The sequence below is a fragment of the Gilliamella sp. B2911 genome, assembly GCF_026536965.1.
Classification (GTDB): Bacteria; Pseudomonadota; Gammaproteobacteria; order Enterobacterales; family Orbaceae; genus Gilliamella; species Gilliamella apicola_E.
Genome location: NZ_JAFNNA010000001.1, coordinates 99,081 through 123,801, shown reverse-complemented (window position 1 = coordinate 123,801; position 24,721 = coordinate 99,081). Strand labels below are relative to the sequence as shown.

Here is a 24,721-nt window from a genome sequence, read left to right as displayed (position 1 = left end):
AAAAAACGGGATCATTATCCCGTTTTTTATAATTATCTTTTTAAACTTCAGCACTAATCGGACGAGGTATAAGAAAACTACAAAATAGAGCTAACACCGTAATGATTAAACCTAACAGCATACCATTAAAGTAACCATCAATTGTGTTTCCATTTATCATCTGAATTGCTGGCAATAAAGCAAAACTCAAACCAGCACCTAAATTAAATGCCCCTGCATTCATACCAGGTAAAAATCCTGGATTATCAGTAGGAGATAAGACGATACCTAATCCATTTAAAATGATATTAGCCATTCCAGCATAAAAAATACCTAAAACAATCACGCCAACCGATAAAATAGGTAAAGAATGAATGCCATAAAACATAATAACCAAAATACCAATAATACAACCCACTAAACCTAATTTGAGCACTTTATTATAGCCCATTATTGGTGCCAATCTTCCTGAAAATGGCCCAACAAACCAACCAATTAAAGCATAAGGCGTGAGAAAAATTAATGATGCCCAATCTGCGTCTAACCCAAAACCTATTTCATGATTTTGGGCAATTGACATCACTAAACCATTAACGATGGCAAAAATCCCAGTCATGGTTAATGTGGTTGTTAATAACAACGCCCAGGTGGCACGCTTTTTCAAATGATTGATTGTGACTAAAGGTTGCTTACTTCTTTTTTCTACATTCCAAAATAAAATAAAACATAAAAAAGCCAATAAACTTAAACCACTAACAATCAGCCAATTAGCATTGCCAAGTTTACCGGCTTCATTAAGTGCAAGTAATAACGCAGCTATTGTTAAAACAATTAACAAAACGCCTAACCAATCCATCTTGGTACCTTTAGAGGGCTGAGATTCTGACGCAAAACGATGAACAAAAAAAGTCGAAATTGCTGCAACAATAGCTATAATCCAAAATACAGACCTGAAGCCAAAATGCGTAGCAAGTAAACCTCCCGCAATAGCATCAACACCAGCAATACCACCATTTACTGCTGTTATGATACCCATTAACATACCATATTGCTTAACGTCTTTTACTTCAAAACTTAACATTAACAAACATAATGGAACCACTGGCCCTGATACACCTTGAATAATGCGAGCAACATACAAAACTTCAATATTCGGCGCAATAGCAGCAATGACTGTACCTAAAGTCATTATAATCAACATGGCTGTTAATACTTTTTTTCGCCCTTTTATATCACTTAATCGGGGCAAGAATAGTGAAAATAGTGCAGCTGCTGTAAAAAAAGAAGTTTGAGATAGTCCGACAGCTGCATCATTAGTTCCTAATTCTTTCGCTATAGTAACTAACACTGGGCTTAACATACTTGCATTAAGTTGGAAAGCAACACATGCAGCAAGCAAAGCAACCATTAAAGCCAAGATATTATTTTTTTTCTGGCTTAGATCTGCCATATATTTACCTCATTAAATGTTTAAATTGATCGGCATTTGAATATCATTAATAACTATACTCAAATGAGATGATTCTTTATTTGTATCTATTTGATATATAATTAAATATCAATAATTTTATTTTCTCACGTATAAAACCAATAAAAGGTTATTATCAGAGATAGTGCTGTCGTTGATGTTTTCAGCTGACTATGAAATATTAATTAAAGTTCAAATTAACCTTGTTGAATTATCAGATAATTGCAAAACTTAGTCTGATAACTCACTCACCAATTGAAATATCTAATTAATATTTAACCATAGGTAGAAAAAACAATTTTTTTTGGCAAACAGAGGTGTTCTTAATGGCGATTAAGATAGTTCACTTTTAAAACAAACTATTCACACTGATTACAAGAGAAATATTCTAATTTCAATTCTCAGATTTAAAATCCACTTATTATTAAATTTAATATTAAGATTTCGATAATAAAAAATAAATTACCTACTCGCACTGTCGCTAATTTGTGCTAAAATCGGGAGACATGAATAATCTTTTTTAACATAAGGATGTAACGTAATGCATATCGGTATACCAAAAGAACGGTTAGCCAATGAAGCTAGGGTTGCAGCAACACCTCAAACTGTTGGACAACTATTAAAACTTGGATTTACAGTTTCAGTAGAACAAGGTGCTGGACACGCTGCTCATTTTGAAGACCAAGCTTTTATTGATGCTGGGGCCACTATTCAAAACACAAAGGATATTTGGCAAAATGATCTTATTTTAAAATTTCACGCGCCAACTGATGATGAAATCGCTCTGATGAAAGAGGGATTAACACTCATTAGTTATATTTATCCAGCTCAACATAAAGAGCTTTTAGAAAAACTTGCCACTAAAAATATTACTGTAATGGCAATGGATTGTGTGCCTCGTATTTCACGAGCTCAATCACTAGATGCATTAAGTTCTATGTCTAACATTGCAGGTTATCGCTCTGTTATTGAAGCTGCGAACCAATTTGGTCGATTTTTTACCGGTCAAGTCACTGCTGCAGGTAAAGTACCACCAGCAAAAGTATTGGTAATCGGTGCTGGTGTTGCTGGTCTTGCAGCAATTGGTGCAGCAGTTAGTTTAGGTGCTATTGTTCGTGCATTTGATACACGTCCAGAAGTTGCTGAACAAATCAATAGTATGGGTGCTGACTTTTTAGAATTAGATTTCGAAGAGGAAGCTGGTTCTGGAGATGGCTACGCAAAACAAATGTCTGCAGCCTTTATTGAAGCTGAAATGGCTTTATTTGCTGAACAAGCAAAAGATGTTGATATTATTATCACTACAGCATTAATTCCAGGTAAACCTGCGCCAAAACTTATCTCTAAAGAGATGGTTGAGTCAATGAAACCAGGTAGTGTTATTGTTGATTTAGCAGCCTTAACTGGTGGCAACTGCGAATTAACCAAACCGGGTGAAGTATTCGAAACAGATAATAATGTTAAAATAGTTGGTTACACAGATTTAGCTAACCGAATGCCGGCACAAGCATCACAACTATATGGAACTAACATTGTTAACTTATTAAAATTACTCGCCAAAGAAAAAGATGGTAACATCGACATTAATTTTGACGATGTTGTGATTCGTGGCGTAACTGTCGTTAAAGATAAAGAAATAACATGGCCAGCTCCACCAATTCAAGTTTCTGCACAACCACAGAAAAAAGCGGTTGAACCTATCGCCAAACCAGAACCAACACCAATGCAACCTGCAAAAAAATTTGGCATTTTAGCTTTATTGATTATTGCTTATTTCTGGTTAGCTAATGTGGTTCCTGAAACCTTTTTAGGACACTTCACTGTATTTGCTTTGTCTTGTGTAGTAGGGTATTACGTAGTATGGAATGTAACTCATTCATTACATACACCATTAATGTCAGTTACTAATGCTATCTCTGGTATCATATTAGTAGGTGCAATACTGCAAGTCGGTGATGATAATGGCTTAACTACGGCAATTGCCTTTGTTGCTATTTTAATTGCTAGTATCAATATTTTTGGTGGATTTTTTGTTACACAAAGAATGCTAAAAATGTTTCAACGTGGCAAGTAAAGGAGATTATTGATAATGTTTAGTCATGGAATAATTCAAGCAGCCTATGTTCTTGCTGCATTACTTTTTATATTTAGTTTACGAGGACTATCAAATCAAGAATCAGCCAAATCTGGAAACATTTATGGCATGGTTGGTATGGTAATTGCACTTATTGCTGCTATTGCAAGTATTAAAGGCGGACTACACTGGATCATTATTGCTATGGTCATTGGTGCAGCTATTGGTCTTTATCTTGCTAAAAAAGTAGAAATGACACAAATGCCAGAGCTTGTTGCACTACTCCACAGTTTCGTTGGTATGGCCGCAGTTCTCGTTGGTTTCAATAGCTTCTTAGATTCTAATATTATGGTTTTCACTGGCAGTGAACTTACTGTACATTTAGTAGAAATTTTTATTGGTATCTTTATTGGTGCAGTTACTTTTTCTGGCTCAGTCGTTGCATTTGGAAAACTAAATGGACGCATTAGCTCTAAACCACTTTCTATTCCTTATAAACACTACTGGAACTTAGCGGCAATCGTTGTTTCAGTAATTTTGATGTTTACTTTTATTGGTGTGAAAAGTGGCGCAGGCGCACTTGTTAGTCTACTTGTTATGACTATCATCGCATTAGTATTTGGCTTCCATCTTGTGGCATCAATTGGTGGTGCAGACATGCCAGTAGTTATTTCAATGCTTAACTCATATTCTGGATGGGCAGCAGCTGCAGCAGGATTTATGTTAGGTAATGATTTACTTATTGTAACCGGTGCTTTAGTTGGTTCTTCAGGGGCAATTCTTTCTTACATCATGTGTAAAGCAATGAATCGCTCATTCATCAGCGTCATTGCCGGTGGTTTTGGTAGCGATGGTAGCGCATCAAGCTCTTCAGAAGAAGAACAAGGTGAATACCGTGAAATGCAGCCAGCAGAAGTTGCTCAAACATTAAAAGAAGCACGTTCAGTTATTATCGTACCAGGTTATGGTATGGCGGTTGCTCAAGCACAAGGTGCTGTAAGCAATATTACTGAAAAGCTTCGTGGTATGGGTATAGAAGTCCGTTTTGGTATTCACCCAGTTGCAGGGCGTTTACCTGGTCATATGAATGTATTATTAGCCGAAGCAAAAGTACCTTACGATATTGTATTAGAAATGGATGAAATCAATGATGACTTCCCTGATACAGATGTTGTTTGGGTAATCGGTGCAAATGATACAGTTAACCCGGCAGCGGAAGAAGATCCAAACAGCCCTATCGCAGGTATGCCTGTTCTTGAAGTTTGGAAAGCAAAAACGGTTATTATATCCAAACGCTCAATGAATACCGGATATGCAGGCGTTCAAAATCCACTATTCTTTAAAGAAAATAGTTATATGCTATTTGGTGATGCCAAAGATAGTGTTGAAAAAGTTTTACAAAATCTTTAATGACGATTAGTCTTTAGTAGATACAAAATATTACTGCGGCTTTAGCCGCAGTATTTTTATAAGATGTTAAGGGTTTAAATTTTTTTGATCTAAAAAAGTAGTAATTTGATTAATTATTTCATCATGAATTTCGGTTCTGGTTCGTTCCCCGCCATCTTTACAAATGATACTTTCGCCTTTAGCTCCTTGCTCTAATATTTCTATCGCCTGTGGTTTACAAACTTGTATAAAACTAAAATGCATCGCATCTGGTATAACAGTATAAGTAGATAATGATTTTAAAAGAAACCGTCTTAAATAGCCTGATTCAAGTTCTACATTCATATCACCAACATCAACACCAGCTCCAATAATCAAAGAGGGAATATTAATATTTTTCAGACTTTCGGGAGTAAAACCTCTGACTAACCCTGCATCTAAAGAGATAAATGATTTTATTCTTGAATCTAACATACTTTGAGTTAATTTTGGGTTATCAAGACCTAGTTCATTTACTAATTGGCAAGCTTTCAATTGTGAATTTTCAGTACAATCTTCTTTAAATAGATCAATATCAAATCTTGCACCAGCAAGCACTATTACGGTCCAACCGCCAAGGGAATGCCCAATGGCTGATATTTTATTCATATCAATATGGTTAGCTAATAGCTTATCTTCTTTTAAAATATCAATAGTTTTACTTAGGTCTTCAGGACGTAGCCATAATTTTCTTGATTGATTAATATCTTTATTAAAAAAAGTTGTTCCTGGATGATTTGGCGCAGCAATAATATATCCCTTACCTGCAAGTTCATAGGCAAGCCAACTTAAATTTTGCCAGCTACCACCGTAACCATGAGAAACAACGATTAACGGAAGTTTCCTTGAATCATTGATAGGTATTGCGTTAGGGACAACTTCAGAACCATAAAAAACTACATTATCGCCTATAAATACTGTTTTCTGTTGATTAGTAGTTGGATACCATATTGCAATGTTAAGAGGTCTACCATCTTCTTCTCCATAATGGATTTCCCTAAATCCAACATTTGAATCTGCATAACCAAAAAATGAAATTGAATATATGAAAAAAAACAGATAGTACACTTTAGCCATTAACTTATTCCCTATATAACTGCATCATATAAATAATATTAATCAATAAGATAGGTTTTGATAATAGTGAGTTAAAATAACGATTTCAACTTACAATAATTATTCATTATTATTTTTGATTTTTTCTTTATGATAAAGGTAATAAGCGCCACGAGAAACCATACGAAGTTGAAATATAAGATCTTCAATTAGTTCTTGGCGTTGTACTATGTCGAAATCAATTGCTTCCGCGCCAGCATTAAATGCGATAGTCACCATTGCTTCGGCTTGAGCTTCATTATAATGATGTGGCATTTGGTTGGCATTGTCTAAATAATCAACAAGCTCCACAATAAAGTGCTGAATTTCGCGTGCAATTGCCGATCTGAATGCTGAAGAAGTCCCGGCTTTTTCTCTGAGCAACAATAAAAATACTTTAGGGTTTTTATCAATAAATTCAATAAAGGTGGTTACCGAAGTTCGAAGAACACTCCCCCCCTTTTCAATACGTTTTCGAGCTTGGCGCAATAATTGACGAAGAGTTAAACCGCTCTCATCAACCATCGCTAAACCTAACTCATCCATATCACGAAAATGGCGATAAAATGATGTAGCAGCTATACCTGCCTCACGGGAAACTTCGCGCAGACTTAAACTTGCAAAACCTTGTTCCGCGTTGAGTTGATGAAACGCAGCATCAATTAAACTTCGACGAGTTCTCTCCTTTTGCTGCGCTCTAACTCCACAGGTTTTAACATTTTTCATTTTTTAAATTCTGCGCTATAAGAAATATAAATTATTTCTGGCCTAACAGTCGTTCTTTTTCAGCAAAGACTTTTGGCATATGGTCACGAATAGTTTTAGCGATAGTTTCATAACGAGAACGTAATGGAGAACCAGGTCGATAAATTAAAGCGATGCTTCGTGTTGGGACAGGATCAGTACATGGAATATAGCAAATATTATCACGAGTACGTTCATTTGGAGCAGCTAACTCTGGAAATAAAGTAATTCCACGTCCTGCTGATATCATACTACGCAATGTTTCTAAACTCGTCGCTTTAAATTGTTTATCTTCATCAATTCCTACCTGAAAACAATACCCCATAGCATGTTCGCGTAGACAATGACCATCCTCCAACATTAAAAATTTCTTCCCTTTCAGACTAGAAAGCTTAACTGTCTGTTTACTAGCTAATTCATCATTTGCAGGAACGGCTAAAAACATAGGTTCATTGAATAAAGGTAGTTCAATAAATTGTGCGGTTTCTTTTACTTGAGCGATAATAGCACAATCCAATTTTCCACTTTCAAGTTGAGCAACAATATTGGCAGTTTGCGCTTCATGTAAATAAAGTTCTAGTTGAGGAAAGGATTCATGTAATACGGTAATCACATGTGGTAATAAATATGGAGCGATAGTCGGAATTAATCCAATATGCATAGGACCCGCCATCTCTTCCCCTTGACGACTAGCCATCTCTTTTAAAATCTGTATATTACGTAAAATTTCTTTAGCTTGCTCAACAAGCATCATGCCAGTTTGAGTAAATAATACTTTACGACTAGTACGTTCAAGTAACATTACGCCTAGTTCGTCTTCAAGTTTTCTGATTTGACCACTTAGTGTTGGTTGACTAACATTACAAGCATCAGCTGCTTTACGAAAATGCCGGAATTCAGCTAATGATACAAAATATTCCAAATCTCGAATATTCATAGAGTCCCCAATAAGTTATCAGTTAATATTTTTATACTCTTAATTGTAAACCAAATTAATAATTATTTTTATCAAAAATCTTTTTTTAAAAGAGTATAAGTTTAATTAAATCAATTAGTCATTAATAAAATAAATAAGATAATCTATTTTGAATTAATTTTTATAAAGTTAAAAAATAATCTAACTAATTGTACTATATAAATTACTATTGTTGATAATTATGTTCAAAAAATCAAATAAAATATTTAATTAATATAAAGAAATTTCCTTTATTTTACTCGGTATAACTATTTCAAGAAAAATGGAAAGTTAGATTTAATTGCGATATAATCGCGCGCTATATTTCAGTATAGACCATTATTAATTCGAGGTGCGCTATTTTTAAACAAGTTTCTCGCTTTTATCGTAAAATGTTCCATCACAAAGAGCGACAAGAGTCGCATTATATTTCCATCTCACGTAATGAGCATAATATTTCTCGTAAGAATATAAGCGAAAATGCGTTGAAAGTACTTTATCGATTGAATAAACAAGGATATGAAGCCTATCTCGTAGGTGGTTGTATTCGCGACCTTCTATTAGGTAAAAAACCTAAAGATTTCGATATTGCGACAAATGCTACACCAGAACAAATTCAAAAGATTTTTCGAAATTGCCGCTTGATAGGTAAACGCTTTCGTTTAGCTCATATTATGTTTGGAAAAGAGATAATTGAGGTTGCAACGTTCCGAGGTGATCATGATGTTCAGAGTGAACAAAAGAACATATCAAAACGATCACAAGCAGGTATGTTATTACGAGATAATGTCTATGGAACGATAGAGCAAGATGCCGTTCGTCGTGATTTCACAATGAATGCGCTTTATTATAGCGTCAAAGATTATACAATTCGTGATTATTGTGGTGGACTAAAAGATTTACAAAATGGCATTATTCGATTAATTGGTGATCCACAAACAAGATATCGTGAAGATCCAGTCAGAATGTTAAGGACAATCCGTTTTGCAGCAAAACTTAACATGAAAATTGACCCAGCTACTGCTGAACCAATAAAAAAACTGGCTCCATTATTAAATAATATTCCTTCAGCCCGTCTTTTTGATGAATCGTTGAAATTACTACAATCAGGATATGGTTACGATACTTATATATTATTAAAGCAGTATCATTTATTTAAACAATTGTTTCCAGTGGTTGAACGTTTATTTACACATGACCATGAAGGAAATATGGAAAAAATGATTGCTCAAGTGTTAAAAAATACTGATTACCGTATAGCAAATGAGCAACGCATTAACCCTGCTTTTTTATATGCAGCATTTTTTTGGTATCCAATTATAGAACAAACTCAATTAAACTGCATTGAGAGCGGTTTGCAATATTACGATTCTTTTTCTATGGCAATTAATGATGTACTAAATGAGCAATGCCGTATTATCGCTATACCAAGACGTTTTACAGCGGTTATGGGTGATATGTGGCGATTACAATTAAGAATGAAAAAACGAGAAGGAAAGCGTGCATTTGTCATTTTAGAGCATCAGAAGTTCCGAGCAGCTTATGATTTATTAGAAATGCGAGCTTCAATCGAAAAAGGTGAGCTTTTAGATTTAGCTAAGTGGTGGGATGAATTTCAACAAGTATCGGCTGAAAAGAAAATAGCCATGGTAAGACAACTTGGTAAAACGAATAAACGACGGACTAAACGTTAATTTTCATTCGCACTTTTATAAATAACCGCTATAATGTTTCAATTAAAATAATCATAATCATATTCTAATCATTAATGAAAAAATTATCGCTTTCTCGTATTGCTATAGCTGTAACATTTTCTTTGTACAATTATAGCAGTTATGCAATAGATTTACCCCAAAATGACACTACTAATCCGCAGTGTCTTGTTGGTGTACCTAAATTTGAGCGACCAATTGTTAATGGAGATATAAATACATTACCTATTAATGCAGAGGCAGATGAGTTTGAAGGACTTTATCCTAATTTAGCTATTTACAAAGGTCGTGTTTATGTAGAGCAAGGCAATCGTACAGTTTTAGCTGATAAAGTGACGATTGACTCAAAAGATGCAAATAATCGGATGGTTACACTCGATGGTGATATCACTTATCAAGATAATATGATACAAACCAAAGGTAACCACGCATCGATGAATCTAAACAACAATGATGCCAATATGAATCCAAGTGAGTATCAATTAGTTAATAGACTTGGACGAGGTGAAGCCGATGAGATCAAACTTGATAAGAATCGCTATGTAATTCTTAAAAATGGTAGTTTTACCTCCTGTCCTGTAGGAGATAGTGCTTGGAATATTACAGGTTCAACAATTATTCACGATAATGAAGAACAGTTGTTAGAAGTTTGGAATGCGGTATTTAGAATAGAGAAAGTACCTGTTCTTTACTCACCTTATTTACAATTGCCTACAGGCAATAAAAGACGATCAGGGTTGTTAATTCCTAGTTTTGGTTACGATAGTATTGATGGTATCGATTTTTCATTACCGTATTATTGGAACATTGCTCCAAATTATGATGCGACTATAACACCGCGAATACTACAACACCGTGGTGTACAGTTACAAACTGAGTTTCGCTACTTAAATCAATTAGGATTAGGGACTTTCGCTTTTGACTGGTTACAGCATGATAATCAATACAGTGACGATAGAAAAAAATCAACAAATGGCAACAGATACGATAACAATCGTAATCGATGGTTATTCTATTGGAAAAACGACGAATTAATTAACTACAATTGGCGTTTTATAGCTGATACTACACGAGTCAGTGACAATCAATATTTAACAGATCTCAGTTCTAAATATGCGTCTCAAACAGCTGGATATCTGACTCAGTTTTATAAATTAGCATACAATGATGAAAATTGGGATGTTGCTTTAGGTTACAAACACTTCCAACCATTCCACTATGATATTCTTTACCAAACTCAGCCTCAATTAGATATCAACTATTATAACTACGAGCTGGGACCATTAAAATTTAAGACTTTTTCACAACTTTCTCATTTTATAAATTCAACAGATAATGAACCCGAAGCTTGGCGAGTCCATATAGAACCAACTATCAATTATACAGTTACAAATTCTTGGGCAAATTTATCTGCAGAAACTGGTTTTATGGCAACTCATTACAACCAGAAAAACATATTTAAATATAATAATAATCTTGAACACATAAAAGAAGGGATAAAGTTAGATCGCACTGTAAATCGTTTTATACCGAAATTTAGTATTGATGGTAAAGTAATTTTTGAAAGAGACTTTGATCTAATCGATGGGTATAGCCAAACACTCGAACCTAGAGTGAAATATACTTATAACCCTTATCGTAACCAATCAAATATTGGAAATTACGATTCCACACTCTTACAAGCTGATTATATTGGTTTATTTAGAGATCAAACATATAGTGGTTTAGACCGTATTGCATCAACAAATAAACTTTCAACGGGTGTAACTACACGTTTTTATGATAGTAACAAAGTTGAAAAATTTAATATGTCCTTAGGGCAAATTACCTATTTTACAAAATCTAAAACCGGTGATCACAATAATGAATTAGATAAAAATTCTGATACGGGTAGTGTCACTTGGGCAACAGATAATTTCTGGCGAATTAGTGACGATATTATTTTCCGAAGCGGGATTCAATACGACACCCGTATCGATACTATTTCGCTAGCCAATACAACGTTTGAATATCGACCATCGGGTGACAAATTAATTCAATTATCTTATCGTTATGCCAATCGTAACTATATTGACACTGTAGATGACAGGTATAAGTATTCCGCATATAAAGGTTACAAACAAGATCTTTCTCAAGCCGGCATTATGGTTAGTTGGCCACTATCTGAAAAAGTGAGTGCTGTGGGATCTTATTATTATGATATTAAGCAAAAACAGATTTCAGACAGTTTTATTGGGGTAAATTATAGCGATTGCTGTTGGGGAGTAACCGTACAATATGGACGCAAATTAACCGACTGGGATAACACAGAACATATAAGTAAATACAAAAACAAACTGTCAATTAACTTTGAACTTAAAGGTTTAGGAAGTAATCGTGACACGCAAGCCAAAATGTTAAACTTTGGTAAATTACCTTATACAACAACATTTGAATAAACATACTAATAAATTTATTGTGGTAAATTTAATACCGCAACAACATAATGAGTTGAGTAAATATGAAATTATTAAAACTTTTTATTGCATTAAACTTGAGTGTTAATTTAGTACTCTTTACACCTTTTTCAGCAAATGCTGCTCCAAAAGTGGTTGAACAGGTTGCAGCTGTTGTGAATAACAACGTCATTTTAGAAAGTGATGTTAGTGACATGCTCAAAACGATTAAAGCGAGCGCCGATCCTAAATCTTTACCTAATGATAAAATACTTAGAAAACAAATTATTGATCGCCTTGTTGTTGAAAAATTAATTTTACAAAGAGCGGCAAAAGCAAAAATTACTATTAGTGATGATGAAGTTACCGCCGCAATCGATAGAATAGCAGCTGAAAATGGTATGACAATAGATCAACTAAGAAGCAGATTATCAACTATGGGCATGAGCTATAGCACTTATCGTGATCGTATTCATACTGATATGCTAATAGAACAAGCACGCCTGCATGAAGTTCGACCTAGAATCAAAGTCTCTAACAGAGAAGTAGAACATTTAACCAAAACAATAGCTAACCAACCAACTAACAATATTGATGTTAAAATTAGTCATATTCTAATTACTATTCCAGAAAAAGCGTCTAAACAACAAGTTGATAGTGCTACCAATAAAGCGATGGACATCATCAATCGAGCAAAAAAAGGGGAAAATTTTGCTAAATTAGCCGCGTCATACTCAAATGATGATCTTGCTTTAAAAGGTGGATCAATGGGCTGGAAAAAGTTAAATGAGTTACCTACTATTTTTGAGGAACGACTAATTCGAGCGCCAAAAGGAAGTATTATAGGACCAATTCGCTCTGGAGTTGGGATTCACATATTAAAAGTTGACGATAACCGTTCTGAAACACCACAAAAAATTACACTTCAAGAAGTTAATGCTCGTCATATTTTAATTAAAACCAACGTATTAGTTACCGATCAGGTGGCTAAACAAAAATTAATTAACATTCGCAAAGCCATTACCAGCGGAGCAACAACTTTTGCTGCAGCAGCAAAAGCTAACTCAGAAGACACAGGTTCAAAAGATAGTGGTGGTAATTTAGGATGGAATAGGCCAGAAGTTTATGATGAAGGTTTCAGGACTGCATTATCACAATTGAAAAAGGGTGAAATCAGTCAACCAATAAAATCATCTTATGGTTGGCATATAATCCAACTAATTGATACCAGACAAACTGACGGTACAAACTTAGTTAAAAAAGATCAAGCTTATCGGATGATTTTCAATAGAAAATTTGCTGAAGAAGCACAAGTTTGGATTCAAGAGTTAAAAGGTGATGCATATATCAAAATTACAGGTGAAGGTAAGAATGAATAATCGTGTTCATCAAGGTCATTTTGCCCGTAAACGATTTGGTCAAAACTTTCTACATGATAATTATATTATTGAAAGTATTGTGGCAGCCATACAACCTAAGAAAGAAGAAGCACTAGTTGAAATAGGACCAGGGCTTGCCGCATTGACAGTACCTGTAAGTAAATTGGTAGATCATTTAACTGTTATTGAGATTGATAGAGATTTAGCTAGCCGATTAGTTGAAAATCCTTTTTTACAAAATAAAATCAGTGTGATTGAACAAGACGCACTAAATTTTGATTTCAACAAATTGTCCGATACATTAGGTCAACCTCTGAGAGTTTTTGGTAATTTACCTTATAATATTTCAACACCATTGATGTTTCACTTATTCGAATATGCACCAATCATTACTGATATGCATTTTATGCTGCAAAAAGAGGTTGTTACTCGTTTAGTTGCTGCACCTAACAGCAAAAGTTATGGTCGATTGAGTGTTATGGCACAATACTACTGCCAAATCATCCCTGTTTTAGAAGTACCACCTACAGCTTTTAAACCAGCACCTAAAGTTGATTCAGCTGTAGTTAAACTAATACCTTACAAAGAAAAGCCCTATTTAGTTAATGATATTAAAGTACTATCACGTATTACTACCGAAGCTTTTAACCAAAGACGTAAAACAATTCGTAATAGCTTAAGTAATTTATTTAACAGTGAGCAAATAGCTGAATTAGGTATTGACCCGAATTTACGTGCGGAAAATTTGACAGTACAACAATATTGTCTATTAGCAAACGCTTGGAAATAACCTTATGGCAAATCTAATAATTGGTGATATTCACGGCTGTTATGATGAGTTTATGCGACTATTAGAGAAAGCTGATATTTCATCATCAGATACCTTATGGCTTACTGGAGATTTAGTTGCTAGAGGACCAAAATCACTTGAAGTTCTTAGATTTGTAAAACAAAACAGCGAACAAATAAGATTAGTTTTAGGTAACCACGACTTACATTTACTCTCAATTTACGCCAATGTAACACCATCAAAAAAGAAGGATAATCTTGACGAACTTATCCACGCTGATGATTTCGATGAACTAATGAATTGGTTGCGTAAACAACCATTAATTCAAATAGATGAAAAATTAAAACTTATTATGACTCATGCCGGAATATCTCCACAATGGGATCTTGAAACATTGAAAAAATGTGCTAATGATCTTCATCAGGTTTTAAGTAGTGACTCATATCCCCTCTTTCTTGACAAAATGTATGGTAACTTTCCTGATGAATGGTCATATGAATTACAAGGGTTAGATCGATTACGCTTTATTGCGAATGCTTTAACAAGAATGCGTTACTGTTACGAAGATGGACGGCTTGATTTTTATTGTAAAGATCAACCAGATGAGGCCCCATCGAAACTTAAACCATGGTTTTCATTACCAAGTAAAATTCCGTCAGAATATAGTATTGCTTTTGGTCATTGGGCAGCATTGAATGGAAAAGGAACACCTGAAAATATTTACGCACTCGATACAGGGTGCTGTTGGGGTGGCAAATTAACATGTTTACGATTTGAAGATAAAAAATATTTCAAAAAGAAAAACATGAAAAATTAAAAATAAAAGAATAATTAAAGGGTTATTTTATTATGTCTGTACTAACTGTTATAAAATCAATTTGGAAAGGTATCAATTTAATTAGAGAAATATTTCTTAACCTAATTTTCTTAATCATAATCCTATTGATCTTGAGTGGTATTGCATTATTTAAAGAATCACAAAAGCAAGACATCATTCCTCAATATGGCACATTAGTTATAAATCTTGAAGGCGTTATTGTCGACAATTCACTTTATAGTGATGAATTGTATGAAATACAAAATAAATTATATGGTAAAAGAGTAAATCTATCACGTGAAAATAGTTTATTCGATTTAGTGCAAAAAATATCACAAGCTACATCAGATCCTAATATAAATAGCATAGTCCTAAAATTGGATAACTTTGTCGGAGCAGACTTGAGTTCTTTGCAATATATTGGTAAATATTTAAACAGATTCAAAGAGGCAAATAAGCCTATTTACGCTATTGGTTCAAGCTTCAATCAAAGCCAATATTATTTGGCGAGTTATGCTAATAAAATCTATTTAACCCCATTAGGTGCAGTTAATGTTTTTGGATTATCCGCCAATAATTTGTACTACAAAACATTATTAGACAACTTAAAGATTAATACTCATGTTTTCCGTGTAGGAACTTATAAATCAGCTATTGAGCCATTTATCAGAGATAATATGTCAGAAGAAGCAAGAAGTAACACTTCTCGTTGGTTAAATTTAATGTGGAATAACTACCTTAATGACATTTCTGCAGAACGCAAAAAAGCACCTACACAACTAGTTCCTTCAGCCGATAAAATGTTATCAGAACTAAAATCTGTTAATGGTAATATGGCCCAATACGCTTTAGCAAACGGTTTAATTGATGCGATAAGTGATGAATTTGATTTTGAACTTGAACATAAAATAAAACAAAAAGTCAGTATCTATGATTATAGACTTAAGGAAAATGCTGAAGAATCAAACAAAGAACCAAAAATAGCTGTCATTTTTGTGAATGGAACTATTACTAACGGCGCAAATAGCAGTAATGTAGCTGGTAGCCAAGATATTGTTAAACAATTAAGAGATATTCGTAATAAATTACAAAGTAATAACATACAGGCTGTCGTACTCAGAGTAAATAGTCCAGGAGGAAGTGTCGAAGCTTCAGAAGCAATTCGCAGTGAACTAGAAACTTTACGTCGTTACCAAATCCCGGTTGTTGTTTCTATGGGCGGAATGGCTGCTTCCGGAGGATACTGGATATCAACAGCTTCTGATTATATTGTCGCTAGTCCGAATACGATTACAGGTTCAATAGGTATTTTTGGCATTGTACCAACTTTTGAAAATTCACTTTCTCATATTGGTGTTTATAACGATGGGGTTTCAACCTCACCATTGGCAAATAACAGCTTAACTCAAAATTTATCCGATGAAATGAATCAATTTATTCAAATGAATATTGATAATGGTTACTTTAATTTCATCTCTTTAGTAGCAAAAGCTCGTAATATGACCTCAGAACAAGTAGATCATATAGCTCAAGGGCAAGTTTGGCTCGGCTCCGAAGGAAGTAAAAATGGCTTAGTGGATAAATTAGGGGATTTTGACGATGCGGTTGATATGGCTGCAACATTAGCCAATATTTCTAATTATAAAATAGATTGGCAAAAGCCTGAAGGCAGTTGGTTCAATGCACTTTACTCAGATATGTTTGCTATGATGCCAAAATCAACAGCAGAGGTATTTTTTGAGCATATCCCAGAAGTAAAACAAATTAAGCAACAAGTTTCACTATGGGATAAGTTCCAAGATTCACAAAACCGTTATATTTACTGTCTAAACTGTGCTGATGTTCGATAATAAAAATCCACCTTACGGTGGATTTTTTTATTTTTGTGTCTGGAAAAAATAACGCATATCATTCATTGCCGCTTGGATTGTTTTATAATCAGGTGTTTTATCGACCTGATTATTATGACAATCAAAATAGTGGCTTATACCAAGACGATTAACAAAATAGATGTTGTCTCTAGTCCGAACGGCATAAGAACTATAATTTGACATTAATAGCCAATCTCGATCGATTATTGGGCTAAATAAATCATAACCTGTCGAATAATCTGAAATATCATTTTCCACATGCAAATAATGTCGCATTATTGTTGGAACGACATCTTCATGGCTGGTAAATTTATTTATATTATCTGTGATATATTTAAGATCTTTTGCTCCAACTATGATAAAAGGTACTTTAGTTTGAGCATCAGTATAGTTACCATTATGCCCCCAAAAACCCAGATTATTGTCATTCATTTCTTGTGAATGATCACCTGTTATAAAGATTAACGTATTATCTAGCGAGCCTGATCGTTCAAGTTCATCATAGACCTTTTTAAGCAAATAATCATCATAGTAGACACTTTGTTTATAACGATTAAAAATGGGAACAGGATCTGTATCATTGCTTAATGTCATATAATTCAGCTCGCCAATTGGATTGAATTTAACTTCAAAATAATTGGGAAAATCATAAGCATGTGGTGCATCAAAAAATAAAAATGAAAAACTTGGTTTAGATGTATCTCTACTCTTATACCAGTTTAGCCAATCATCAGTTAACTGTTTATCTCGACTCGATGCAGATCCATCTTTACTACTAATTCTTAAGTTTTTAATGGTTAAAAATGCCGTACGATCGAATTCTGGCGCAGTAACTTTGGCTGAAGTAAATATACCTATATTATAATTTTCTTTTTGCAATGTTGTTATGAATAACGAGGGAATTCTATTTCTTAAAAAAGCATCCCAATACGTGCCGGGGATACCATAAAAAAGTCCAAAAATACCAGTTCGAGTTGCATTCCCTGTTGAGTAATGATTATTAAAAATTATTCCATTATTCTGTTTCACAAAATGGTAAGTATTGGGTGAAATTTCTTGACTAAAAGTATCATAACGCCAAGAATCTAAGACAATAAACATAATATTGGGTGTTGTAGTATTATGAGGGTTAATCATCAGCTCATTTTTAGGATAATAGATAGTTGCGTGCTCCTTTTCTATAAGTGTCTTACGTTGCCCTGATTTATCAAACAATCCCATTATCTTTTTCGAGGTAAATGGACGATATAATGGAATATATTCTTTAACAATCATGATCGGGGAATAGGCATAATAAAACGCAACCATATGGATTAAATGACTAATAAAAAAACAACCGAAAAGAAATACTGTCGATACGATTAATATTCTTGAACGTTTTTGGCTAAATTTTTTATCTAACAAATAAAGAATTAAATATTCTGCTCCAAAAGATACTAATATTAACAAAAACATCAAAACATAAGTGATCGTTGAAAAATCGACAACTTGCCCCGAGAAAACCATTGATAGCACAGATTCATTGATATGAAATCGATACTGCTGAAAAACAATAGTATCAACATACAGCACAATCTGTAACAAACTAAATAAAGCAGCTAAACAAATATTACTTAACGTTCTCTTCACCCAAATAAACGGAAAACATAAAATAAAAAGTAATAAATAAACAGAGAAAAAATGGCCTAACACGGCAAATAGAGAAAAAAAGCTTCCATCCCAACTAAACGATGAACCAGGCACCCAAAAATATCGGATAGTAATGATAGACGAAATAAAAATATTTATTAATACGAACGAATAGAGTTTTTTCATATAGCTCCACGAGCAATAGGATTAAAAATTTTTAATAATAGCGATTTTTCTACTTAAAATTAGTACTTTCCTCAAAATTTTTAACAAAAAAAGATAAATATGAAGAGATTAATATAAGCTTAACAAAAAAGGCTCTTTTTTGAGCCTCTGAAGACATTTTGATGATGAAATCTATTATAGACTAAATAAATATTAATACCATTTCTTCAATGCATTTATATCCGATTGCTTGGCTTCTACCCAATTTTCGCCACTAGAAGTCTGTTCCTTCTTCCAAAATGGAGCCTCATTTTTTAGTACATCCATAATAAACTCCGCAGAAGCAAAAGCATCACTGCGGTGTGCTGCACTAACACCAACAAAAACAATACTTTCATTTGCATAAATTTGACCGACACGATGGACTATTGCAACACGATTAATCGACCATCTATCTCTGGCTTGATTAATAATATTGCACAGCACCTTTTCAGTCATTTCTGCATAATGCTCTAACGTTAAACTTATAACTTGGTTTTCAAAACTACGCACCTTACCCATAAAAGTCACTACAGCACCATCTATAGGCGATTGATAAAGCCAAGTTATTAATGAATTCACATCAATGGGAGATTGGTTAACTTGAATAATGTTCACGCTGTTAACCACCTGTAACTGGAGGGAAAAAAGCAATTTCATCACCCTTTTTAATGACATAGTCATAGTCAACTAAAGTCTGATTAACTGCACATAATACTGTTTTTTCTTTTAAAGCTAATACCCACTTATCACCACGCAAACTAAGGTGATCTAAAAGTTGATTTATTGACATTTGCTCTACCGATAATTCAAGTTTTTCAACCCCAATTGATTCTCTAATTTGTGCAAAAAAAATAATTTTGTTCATAGTATCACTGCTCTGCCGCATTAAATTCGCCCGATTTACCACCAATTTTATTCAGTAACCGAACTTGATTAATAACCATATCTTTTTGATTAGCTTTACACATATCATATATCGTTAATGCAGCAACTGAAGCAGCAACTAAGGCCTCCATTTCGACACCTGTTTGGCCCCTTAGCCGACAAATTGTTTCAATCCTAATGCTGTGATTTTCAAATACAGGTTCGATATTGACTTCAATTTTACTTAGAAGTAGTGGATGACAAAGTGGAATCAAATCCCATGTTCGTTTAGCCGCTTGAATACCAGCAATTCTTGCAGTTGCAAAAACATCACCTTTATGATGTTTCCCTTCAATAATTAGGTTAAATGTTTCAGCATTCATTAATACTATTGACTCGGCTCGAGCTTCTCGTAAAGTTAACTTTTTTTCAGAAACATCAACCATATGTGCATCACCATGTTGATTAATGTGTGAAAATGATGCTGACATTTTTAACTACCTTTAAATATTATGCTTTAACTTGCCGTTCAAGATAACAAATTTTGTTTATGGATACTACTATCATATAAATAAAGTTTTTAGATAGTTAACTCAAAAATAATTAATTTCTCTATGTAACTTTTGCGAGTTAAATAAAATCTGCGTACAATATCAATTTTTAATAATAGTGATTGTTAATGCTGATTGCCCATGTAGCCTTACCGGTACCCCTTTATCGACTGTTTGATTACAAACTAACAGTACCTGCTGAAATTGGTGCGCGGGTTAGAGTGCCTTTTGGTAAAAGGGAAATGATTGGAATAATCATTAAAATTGATCAGCAATCGACCTTTGATAGCGAAAATTTAAAATCAATTACCGCAATTATTGATACCAAAAACCCCTTTCCTCAACCAATTTGGCAGTTATTGAATTGGGCAACAAGTTATTATCACTTTCCAATTGGCGAAGTCATATTTCATGCCATGCCAGTTCTATTAAGGCAAGGTCGTCAAGCTATCAAGGATGATATAAAACAGTGGCAATTAACACCTCTAGGGCAACAAATTGATTTAAGCTTATTATCACGTGCACCAAAACAAAAGTTATTATTATCTTCACTTAGAAACAACTGTTTAAATGAAGACGAATTTAGTTCAAATTTATATCAAGAATTACAAAAAAAACAGCTTATAGAATTAGTTTATCAACAACCTGACAATATTTGCTGGCAATACTCGACCAACCCAACATCGATCCAATTAAATGATGAACAATCTAATGCCATAAAGACTATTAATAAACAGAATAAACAATTTGGTGTATTTTTGCTTGATGGTATAACTGGTTCAGGAAAGACTGAAGTTTATTTAAATATAATTGCAGATGTGTTATCACAAGGTAAGCAAGCATTAATTTTAGTTCCTGAAATTGGTTTAACACCTCAAACAATAAAGCGTTTTAAACAGCGCTTTAATGCCCCGATTGATATTTTACATTCAGGCTTAACAGACAAGGAACGTTTAGATGTTTGGTTAAGAAGTAAAGAGGGTGAAAATGCCATTGTCGTAGGTACTCGTTCTTCGCTTTTTACTCCCTTTAAAGATTTAGGTATCATTATTATCGACGAAGAGCATGATAGTTCTTACAAACAACAGGAAGGATGGCGTTATAATGCTAGAGATCTAGCTATTATCCGAGCTAGAATTGAAAATATACCTATAGTTTTAGGTTCCGCAACGCCTTCTCTTGAATCGATTAATAATGCACAAACTCATAAGTACCAGCATCTCAAACTTACTCAAAGAGCGGGTAATGCCCAATTAGCCAAACAATCTATTTTAGATATTCGCGGCATGGCTTTAGCTTCAGGTTTATCTCAACCACTTATAGAAAAAATAAAAACGCATTTAAATAACAATAACCAAGTGATGTTATTTCTTAACCGTAGAGGGTTCGCACCATTAATAATTTGCCATGATTGTGGTTGGATAGCGGAATGCCCACGTTGTGATCGCCCTTATACTTATCATAAAAAGCAGCATAAACTGATTTGTCATTATTGTGATACGCCAAGGGAAGTGCCAAAACAGTGCCCTAAGTGTGGTTCGACCCAGTTACTACCAATTGGATTTGGAACGGAGCAACTTGAAAAACAACTTAATATTTTGTTCCCAAATATAAAAGTTACTCGTATTGATCGCGACACGATAACTAAAAAAGAAGCATTGAATACCTATTTGAATGATATTCATAAAGGCGGAGCCCATATTTTAGTCGGTACACAAATTTTGGCTAAAGGTCATCACTTTCCTGATGTAACGTTAGTTGGCATAATTGATGTTGATGGCGCCTTATTTTCAAGTGATTTCAGAGCAACGGAAAGATTTGCTCAGATTTATACTCAAGTATCAGGCCGAGCTGGTCGTGAAACAAAAGCTGGCGAAGTGATTCTACAAACCTATCATCCAGAGCACCCTTTATTAAATACTTTATTAAATGAAGGTTATCAGGCATTTGCAAAACAAACATTAATTGAACGTCAACAAACTTTACTGCCACCATTTAGCTATCAGGTGTTAATTCGTGCTGCTGACCGTAATAATTTACAGGCACCAAAATTTTTACAGCGTATCCATGATTGGTTAAAGTCCAATTATGACCATAATTTATGGCAACTTGGTCCAATGCCTGCTAGTCAACCTAAAAAAGCGGGTTATAATCGTTGGCAATTATTGTTACAACATACGAACAGACAATTATTACAACAAATATTAGATAATCTTATAACTGAACAGTGGAGTGAAGCATCAAACGTAAGATGGAGTATTGACGTTGATCCAATTGATAATTAAAAATATCTTCCAACAGATAGATTATCTCTTGGAAGATAGGATATTTATAAAGAGATTTTTCCTATATTTTTATCCAGCGTTGCTTGACCAATACCAGAAACTTCCTTTAATTGTTCTATAGAAACAAAAGGACCAAATTTTTCTCGATACTCAATAATTTTCTTAGCTTTACTCATCCCAATACCAGTTAATACTTTACTTAGCTCTTCAGCTGTTGCCGTATTAATATTGACTTGTACAATTTGCTCATCTTTTATAGTGACATCTGCTTTCGAATCAGCAAAACTAACTGTTGAAAAAAGTAAAGATGAAAATAAAAGGCATAATAGTGTAAAAATTTTCATGTAAATTAACTCCAATATAATTATGCAACTAAATTTGCTTCATAACTATCTCATGGAATTAATTTGCTAAATTTTAATATTCATAAAAATGCGAAAAGCCACCAAAGTGGCTTCTCTTTTTTTGATTTATCACCAAAATTTTTCGATCTTTATCACAAATTTGCATCAGGCATGATTTCAATCTTCGCTTTAGAACGAATATCATTTGCAAGATAATGAAAAGTGTTAGACATAGATAATGGTAATAATTCTGGTGAAATATCTTGATACTCCTTAGGCGTATCAACGTCAATTAAGGTGAAAATATAAGCAGTATTATTTTCTAAATATTCCACATTAAACTCATCAGATTTAACACCTGAAATTGGTGGTTCTAAACTAAAAACCATATCAACTACTTTTTTGTCTAAATCTTTCGAATCTCTGTGCAAAACATATTTCTTACTAAAGCTTACTTTATCTGAATTTCCAGTAGTATTTAACTCATTTAAAAGGCTTTCAACATTAGCTTTAAAACGACTCTCGGAGATATTTTTAGATAGTTTTTTATTAATTTCATCTTTAACCTCATCAAACGGAGCTATCCCCTCTGGGTGATAGTCAGTAACTTGAATAATAAAATCATAGCTACCATGAGATCTTTCAACTGGAATTAAGTCTGATAATTTAAGAGTCGGTTGCCCATTAGCGATCATTTCTTCGCTAAAGACTAAATCACTAATTTCAGGATGAATCATGATTGTAGACATATCTTTATAAGTTGTCCAATCAGTTGTTTGAACTTCAAGACCCGTTTTTTCAGATAACTCTTCAATTGATTTAGGTGATTGAGATAAGGCATTTTTCATTTTATCTTCAACAGCATTAAATCCATTTTGTAATTTTTGTTTAGTTAAATTCTCGTAAATTAAAATTGAAGCATAATCAAAATCCATAGCCTTTGGTGGTAACTCAGCATCAAGTTTAATTATGATAAAGCCATCATCAGTCGGAATTGGATTTGAAATTTGATTAACTTTTTTCAAGTTTGCTTTTTTAAAGAACTCAGGCAGAGAATCATCATCAGCAAACCAACCTAAAGAACCATTCTTACCATAAGCTGAAATATTATTATTATTTTGATTTAGACTTTCAGCTATATTTTGAAAATTTGCGCCTGAAGATAACTCTTTAACGATCTTGTCTGCTTGCGCTTTGTCTGTAACAAAAATAGCACTAAACTCTTTTTTTGCTGGGTAGGTATATTTTTTTAAATTTTGTTCATATTCTTTTTTTACATCATCATCAGTAACCTTAATGGTTTTAGCGATGTCATCTTTTGAATTATAAATAAATTTTAATTTTACTCGCTCTTTCCTCATAAAATCATTTTTATGCTCTTCATAATATTTTTTCTCATCTTCTTCGGTAATATTAATGTCTTTCATATCATCTATTGAAGAATCAATCTTAGTAGCATAGATAGTTCTTGTCTGATCTTTTAACAAGGAAATTTCAGATTCAGAAGGTAAAACAAAGCTAGTTGTGACTAATGCACCAATAACTTGTTCTTGTTGTAACGATGTTTTTAATGAGCTTGCATAACTTTCTGGAGTAAAACCATTTTCAGCAAGTAAATTTAAATAATTTTGATTATCAAATTTTCCATTTATAAAGAAAACTTTCTGATTTTTAATAAAATCTTTTACGCGCTCGTTACTGATTGCTGCATGAATATTTTTTGAAAATTGATAAGCTAAATAATTATCTATTTGCTCAGATAACACTTTTCTTCGGATTACTTTGGTAAGCGAAGCATCACCACCTGTAATTTTACTTAATTCATACTTTACTTGAGACTCAAATTGAGTTCGACTGATCCCTTCTCCGTCGACTTTAGCAACGTACAATTGCTCATCATTTGCACCACTGCCACCACCAAAGCCTAAAAATCCAACACCAGTAAAAATAAAACATAAAATAATAATAGCAAAGATTATTTTAACAACAAGACTGTTTGCAGCTGTTCTTATTTTTTCCATCATAGCTTGTCATTCTCCATATACCTGAATTTTAATTTCGCAAGTATATCATATTTGCCAAAATTGGCTATTA

19 protein-coding genes are annotated in these 24,721 nt (G+C 33.6%); 9 read left to right on the top strand and 10 right to left on the bottom strand.

Annotation, left to right across the window (positions count from 1 at the left end; genetic code table 11):
• Nucleotides 1–40 precede the first annotated feature (40 nt).
• Nucleotides 41–1,429 carry an MFS transporter gene (locus J3U27_RS00540; RefSeq protein ID WP_267376546.1) on the bottom strand — a complete coding sequence of 463 codons (1,389 nt, stop codon included), beginning with the start codon at nt 1,427–1,429 and terminating at the stop codon, nt 41–43.
• Nucleotides 1,430–1,988: 559 nt separating this feature from the next.
• Here J3U27_RS00540 and pntA point away from each other — a divergent pair.
• Nucleotides 1,989–3,521 carry a Re/Si-specific NAD(P)(+) transhydrogenase subunit alpha gene (gene pntA / locus J3U27_RS00535; protein ID WP_065734782.1) on the top strand — a complete coding sequence of 511 codons (1,533 nt, stop codon included), beginning with the start codon at nt 1,989–1,991 and terminating at the stop codon, nt 3,519–3,521.
• 15 nt (nt 3,522–3,536) lie between these two features.
• Nucleotides 3,537–4,931 carry a Re/Si-specific NAD(P)(+) transhydrogenase subunit beta gene (gene pntB / locus J3U27_RS00530; protein WP_065562366.1) on the top strand — a complete coding sequence of 465 codons (1,395 nt, stop codon included), beginning with the start codon at nt 3,537–3,539 and terminating at the stop codon, nt 4,929–4,931.
• 66 nt (nt 4,932–4,997) lie between these two features.
• Here pntB and J3U27_RS00525 read toward each other — a convergent pair whose 3' ends face one another.
• The 3 genes from J3U27_RS00525 to oxyR all read right to left on the bottom strand — a co-directional run bounded on the left by J3U27_RS00525 (nt 4,998) and on the right by oxyR (nt 7,725).
• Nucleotides 4,998–6,026, bottom strand: a complete 1,029-nt coding sequence (locus tag J3U27_RS00525; RefSeq protein WP_267376545.1) for an alpha/beta hydrolase family protein — start codon at nt 6,024–6,026, stop codon at nt 4,998–5,000.
• Between the two features lie 99 nt (nt 6,027–6,125).
• Entirely contained in the window at nt 6,126–6,770 is a 645-nt protein-coding gene (gene fabR, locus J3U27_RS00520; protein WP_065562367.1) for an HTH-type transcriptional repressor FabR, read from the bottom strand.
• A gap of 31 nt (nt 6,771–6,801) precedes the next feature.
• Entirely contained in the window at nt 6,802–7,725 is a 924-nt protein-coding gene (gene oxyR, locus J3U27_RS00515; RefSeq protein ID WP_065562368.1) for a DNA-binding transcriptional regulator OxyR, read from the bottom strand.
• A 410-nt stretch (nt 7,726–8,135) separates the two neighbouring features.
• On the opposite strand from oxyR, the gene pcnB reads away from it, so the two are divergent.
• The 6 genes from pcnB to sppA all read left to right on the top strand — a co-directional run bounded on the left by pcnB (nt 8,136) and on the right by sppA (nt 16,726).
• Nucleotides 8,136–9,437, top strand: coding sequence for a polynucleotide adenylyltransferase PcnB (pcnB, locus tag J3U27_RS00510; RefSeq protein WP_267376544.1), 1,302 nt, complete (start codon nt 8,136–8,138; stop codon nt 9,435–9,437).
• Between the two features lie 74 nt (nt 9,438–9,511).
• Nucleotides 9,512–11,893: an LPS assembly protein LptD gene (gene lptD, locus J3U27_RS00505; protein ID WP_267376543.1), complete on the top strand. Its 2,382-nt coding sequence runs from the start codon at nt 9,512–9,514 to the stop codon at nt 11,891–11,893.
• A gap of 62 nt (nt 11,894–11,955) precedes the next feature.
• Nucleotides 11,956–13,269, top strand: a complete 1,314-nt coding sequence (surA, locus tag J3U27_RS00500; protein ID WP_065562371.1) for a peptidylprolyl isomerase SurA — start codon at nt 11,956–11,958, stop codon at nt 13,267–13,269.
• Nucleotides 13,262–14,059, top strand: coding sequence for a 16S rRNA (adenine(1518)-N(6)/adenine(1519)-N(6))-dimethyltransferase RsmA (gene rsmA, locus J3U27_RS00495; protein WP_065734777.1), 798 nt, complete (start codon nt 13,262–13,264; stop codon nt 14,057–14,059). The genes surA and rsmA overlap by 8 nt, the downstream gene beginning before the upstream one ends.
• Nucleotides 14,060–14,063: 4 nt before the next feature.
• A complete protein-coding gene (gene apaH, locus J3U27_RS00490) occupies nt 14,064–14,876 on the top strand; it encodes a bis(5'-nucleosyl)-tetraphosphatase (symmetrical) ApaH (protein ID WP_267376542.1) in 813 nt (270 codons plus the stop codon).
• Between the two features lie 32 nt (nt 14,877–14,908).
• On the top strand, nt 14,909–16,726 hold the full coding sequence (gene sppA, locus J3U27_RS00485) for a signal peptide peptidase SppA (protein WP_267330032.1): 1,818 nt from the start codon (nt 14,909–14,911) through the stop codon (nt 16,724–16,726).
• Nucleotides 16,727–16,753: 27 nt separating this feature from the next.
• Here sppA and J3U27_RS00480 read toward each other — a convergent pair whose 3' ends face one another.
• The 4 genes from J3U27_RS00480 to moaC all read right to left on the bottom strand — a co-directional run bounded on the left by J3U27_RS00480 (nt 16,754) and on the right by moaC (nt 19,938).
• A complete protein-coding gene (locus J3U27_RS00480) occupies nt 16,754–18,562 on the bottom strand; it encodes a sulfatase-like hydrolase/transferase (protein WP_267376541.1) in 1,809 nt (602 codons plus the stop codon).
• Nucleotides 18,563–18,754: 192 nt separating this feature from the next.
• Nucleotides 18,755–19,198, bottom strand: coding sequence for a molybdopterin synthase catalytic subunit MoaE (gene moaE / locus J3U27_RS00475; protein WP_255305717.1), 444 nt, complete (start codon nt 19,196–19,198; stop codon nt 18,755–18,757).
• Nucleotides 19,199–19,202: 4 nt separating this feature from the next.
• Nucleotides 19,203–19,448: a molybdopterin synthase sulfur carrier subunit gene (gene moaD, locus J3U27_RS00470; RefSeq protein ID WP_267376540.1), complete on the bottom strand. Its 246-nt coding sequence runs from the start codon at nt 19,446–19,448 to the stop codon at nt 19,203–19,205.
• 4 nt (nt 19,449–19,452) lie between these two features.
• Nucleotides 19,453–19,938, bottom strand: a complete 486-nt coding sequence (gene moaC, locus J3U27_RS00465; RefSeq protein ID WP_065562378.1) for a cyclic pyranopterin monophosphate synthase MoaC — start codon at nt 19,936–19,938, stop codon at nt 19,453–19,455.
• Nucleotides 19,939–20,126: 188 nt separating this feature from the next.
• Here moaC and priA point away from each other — a divergent pair, with 188 nt between their 5' ends.
• The gene (priA, locus tag J3U27_RS00460) at nt 20,127–22,283 is read left to right on the top strand and encodes a primosomal protein N' (RefSeq protein WP_267330029.1); all 2,157 of its coding nucleotides are present in this window, start codon (nt 20,127–20,129) and stop codon (nt 22,281–22,283) included.
• A gap of 44 nt (nt 22,284–22,327) precedes the next feature.
• On the opposite strand, the gene J3U27_RS00455 is transcribed toward priA, so the two are convergent.
• Both J3U27_RS00455 and J3U27_RS00450 read right to left on the bottom strand, forming a co-directional pair.
• Nucleotides 22,328–22,627 carry a ComEA family DNA-binding protein gene (locus J3U27_RS00455; RefSeq protein WP_267330028.1) on the bottom strand — a complete coding sequence of 100 codons (300 nt, stop codon included), beginning with the start codon at nt 22,625–22,627 and terminating at the stop codon, nt 22,328–22,330.
• A gap of 152 nt (nt 22,628–22,779) precedes the next feature.
• Entirely contained in the window at nt 22,780–24,651 is a 1,872-nt protein-coding gene (locus tag J3U27_RS00450) for a SurA N-terminal domain-containing protein (protein ID WP_267376539.1), read from the bottom strand.
• Between the last annotated feature and the right edge of the window lie 70 nt (nt 24,652–24,721).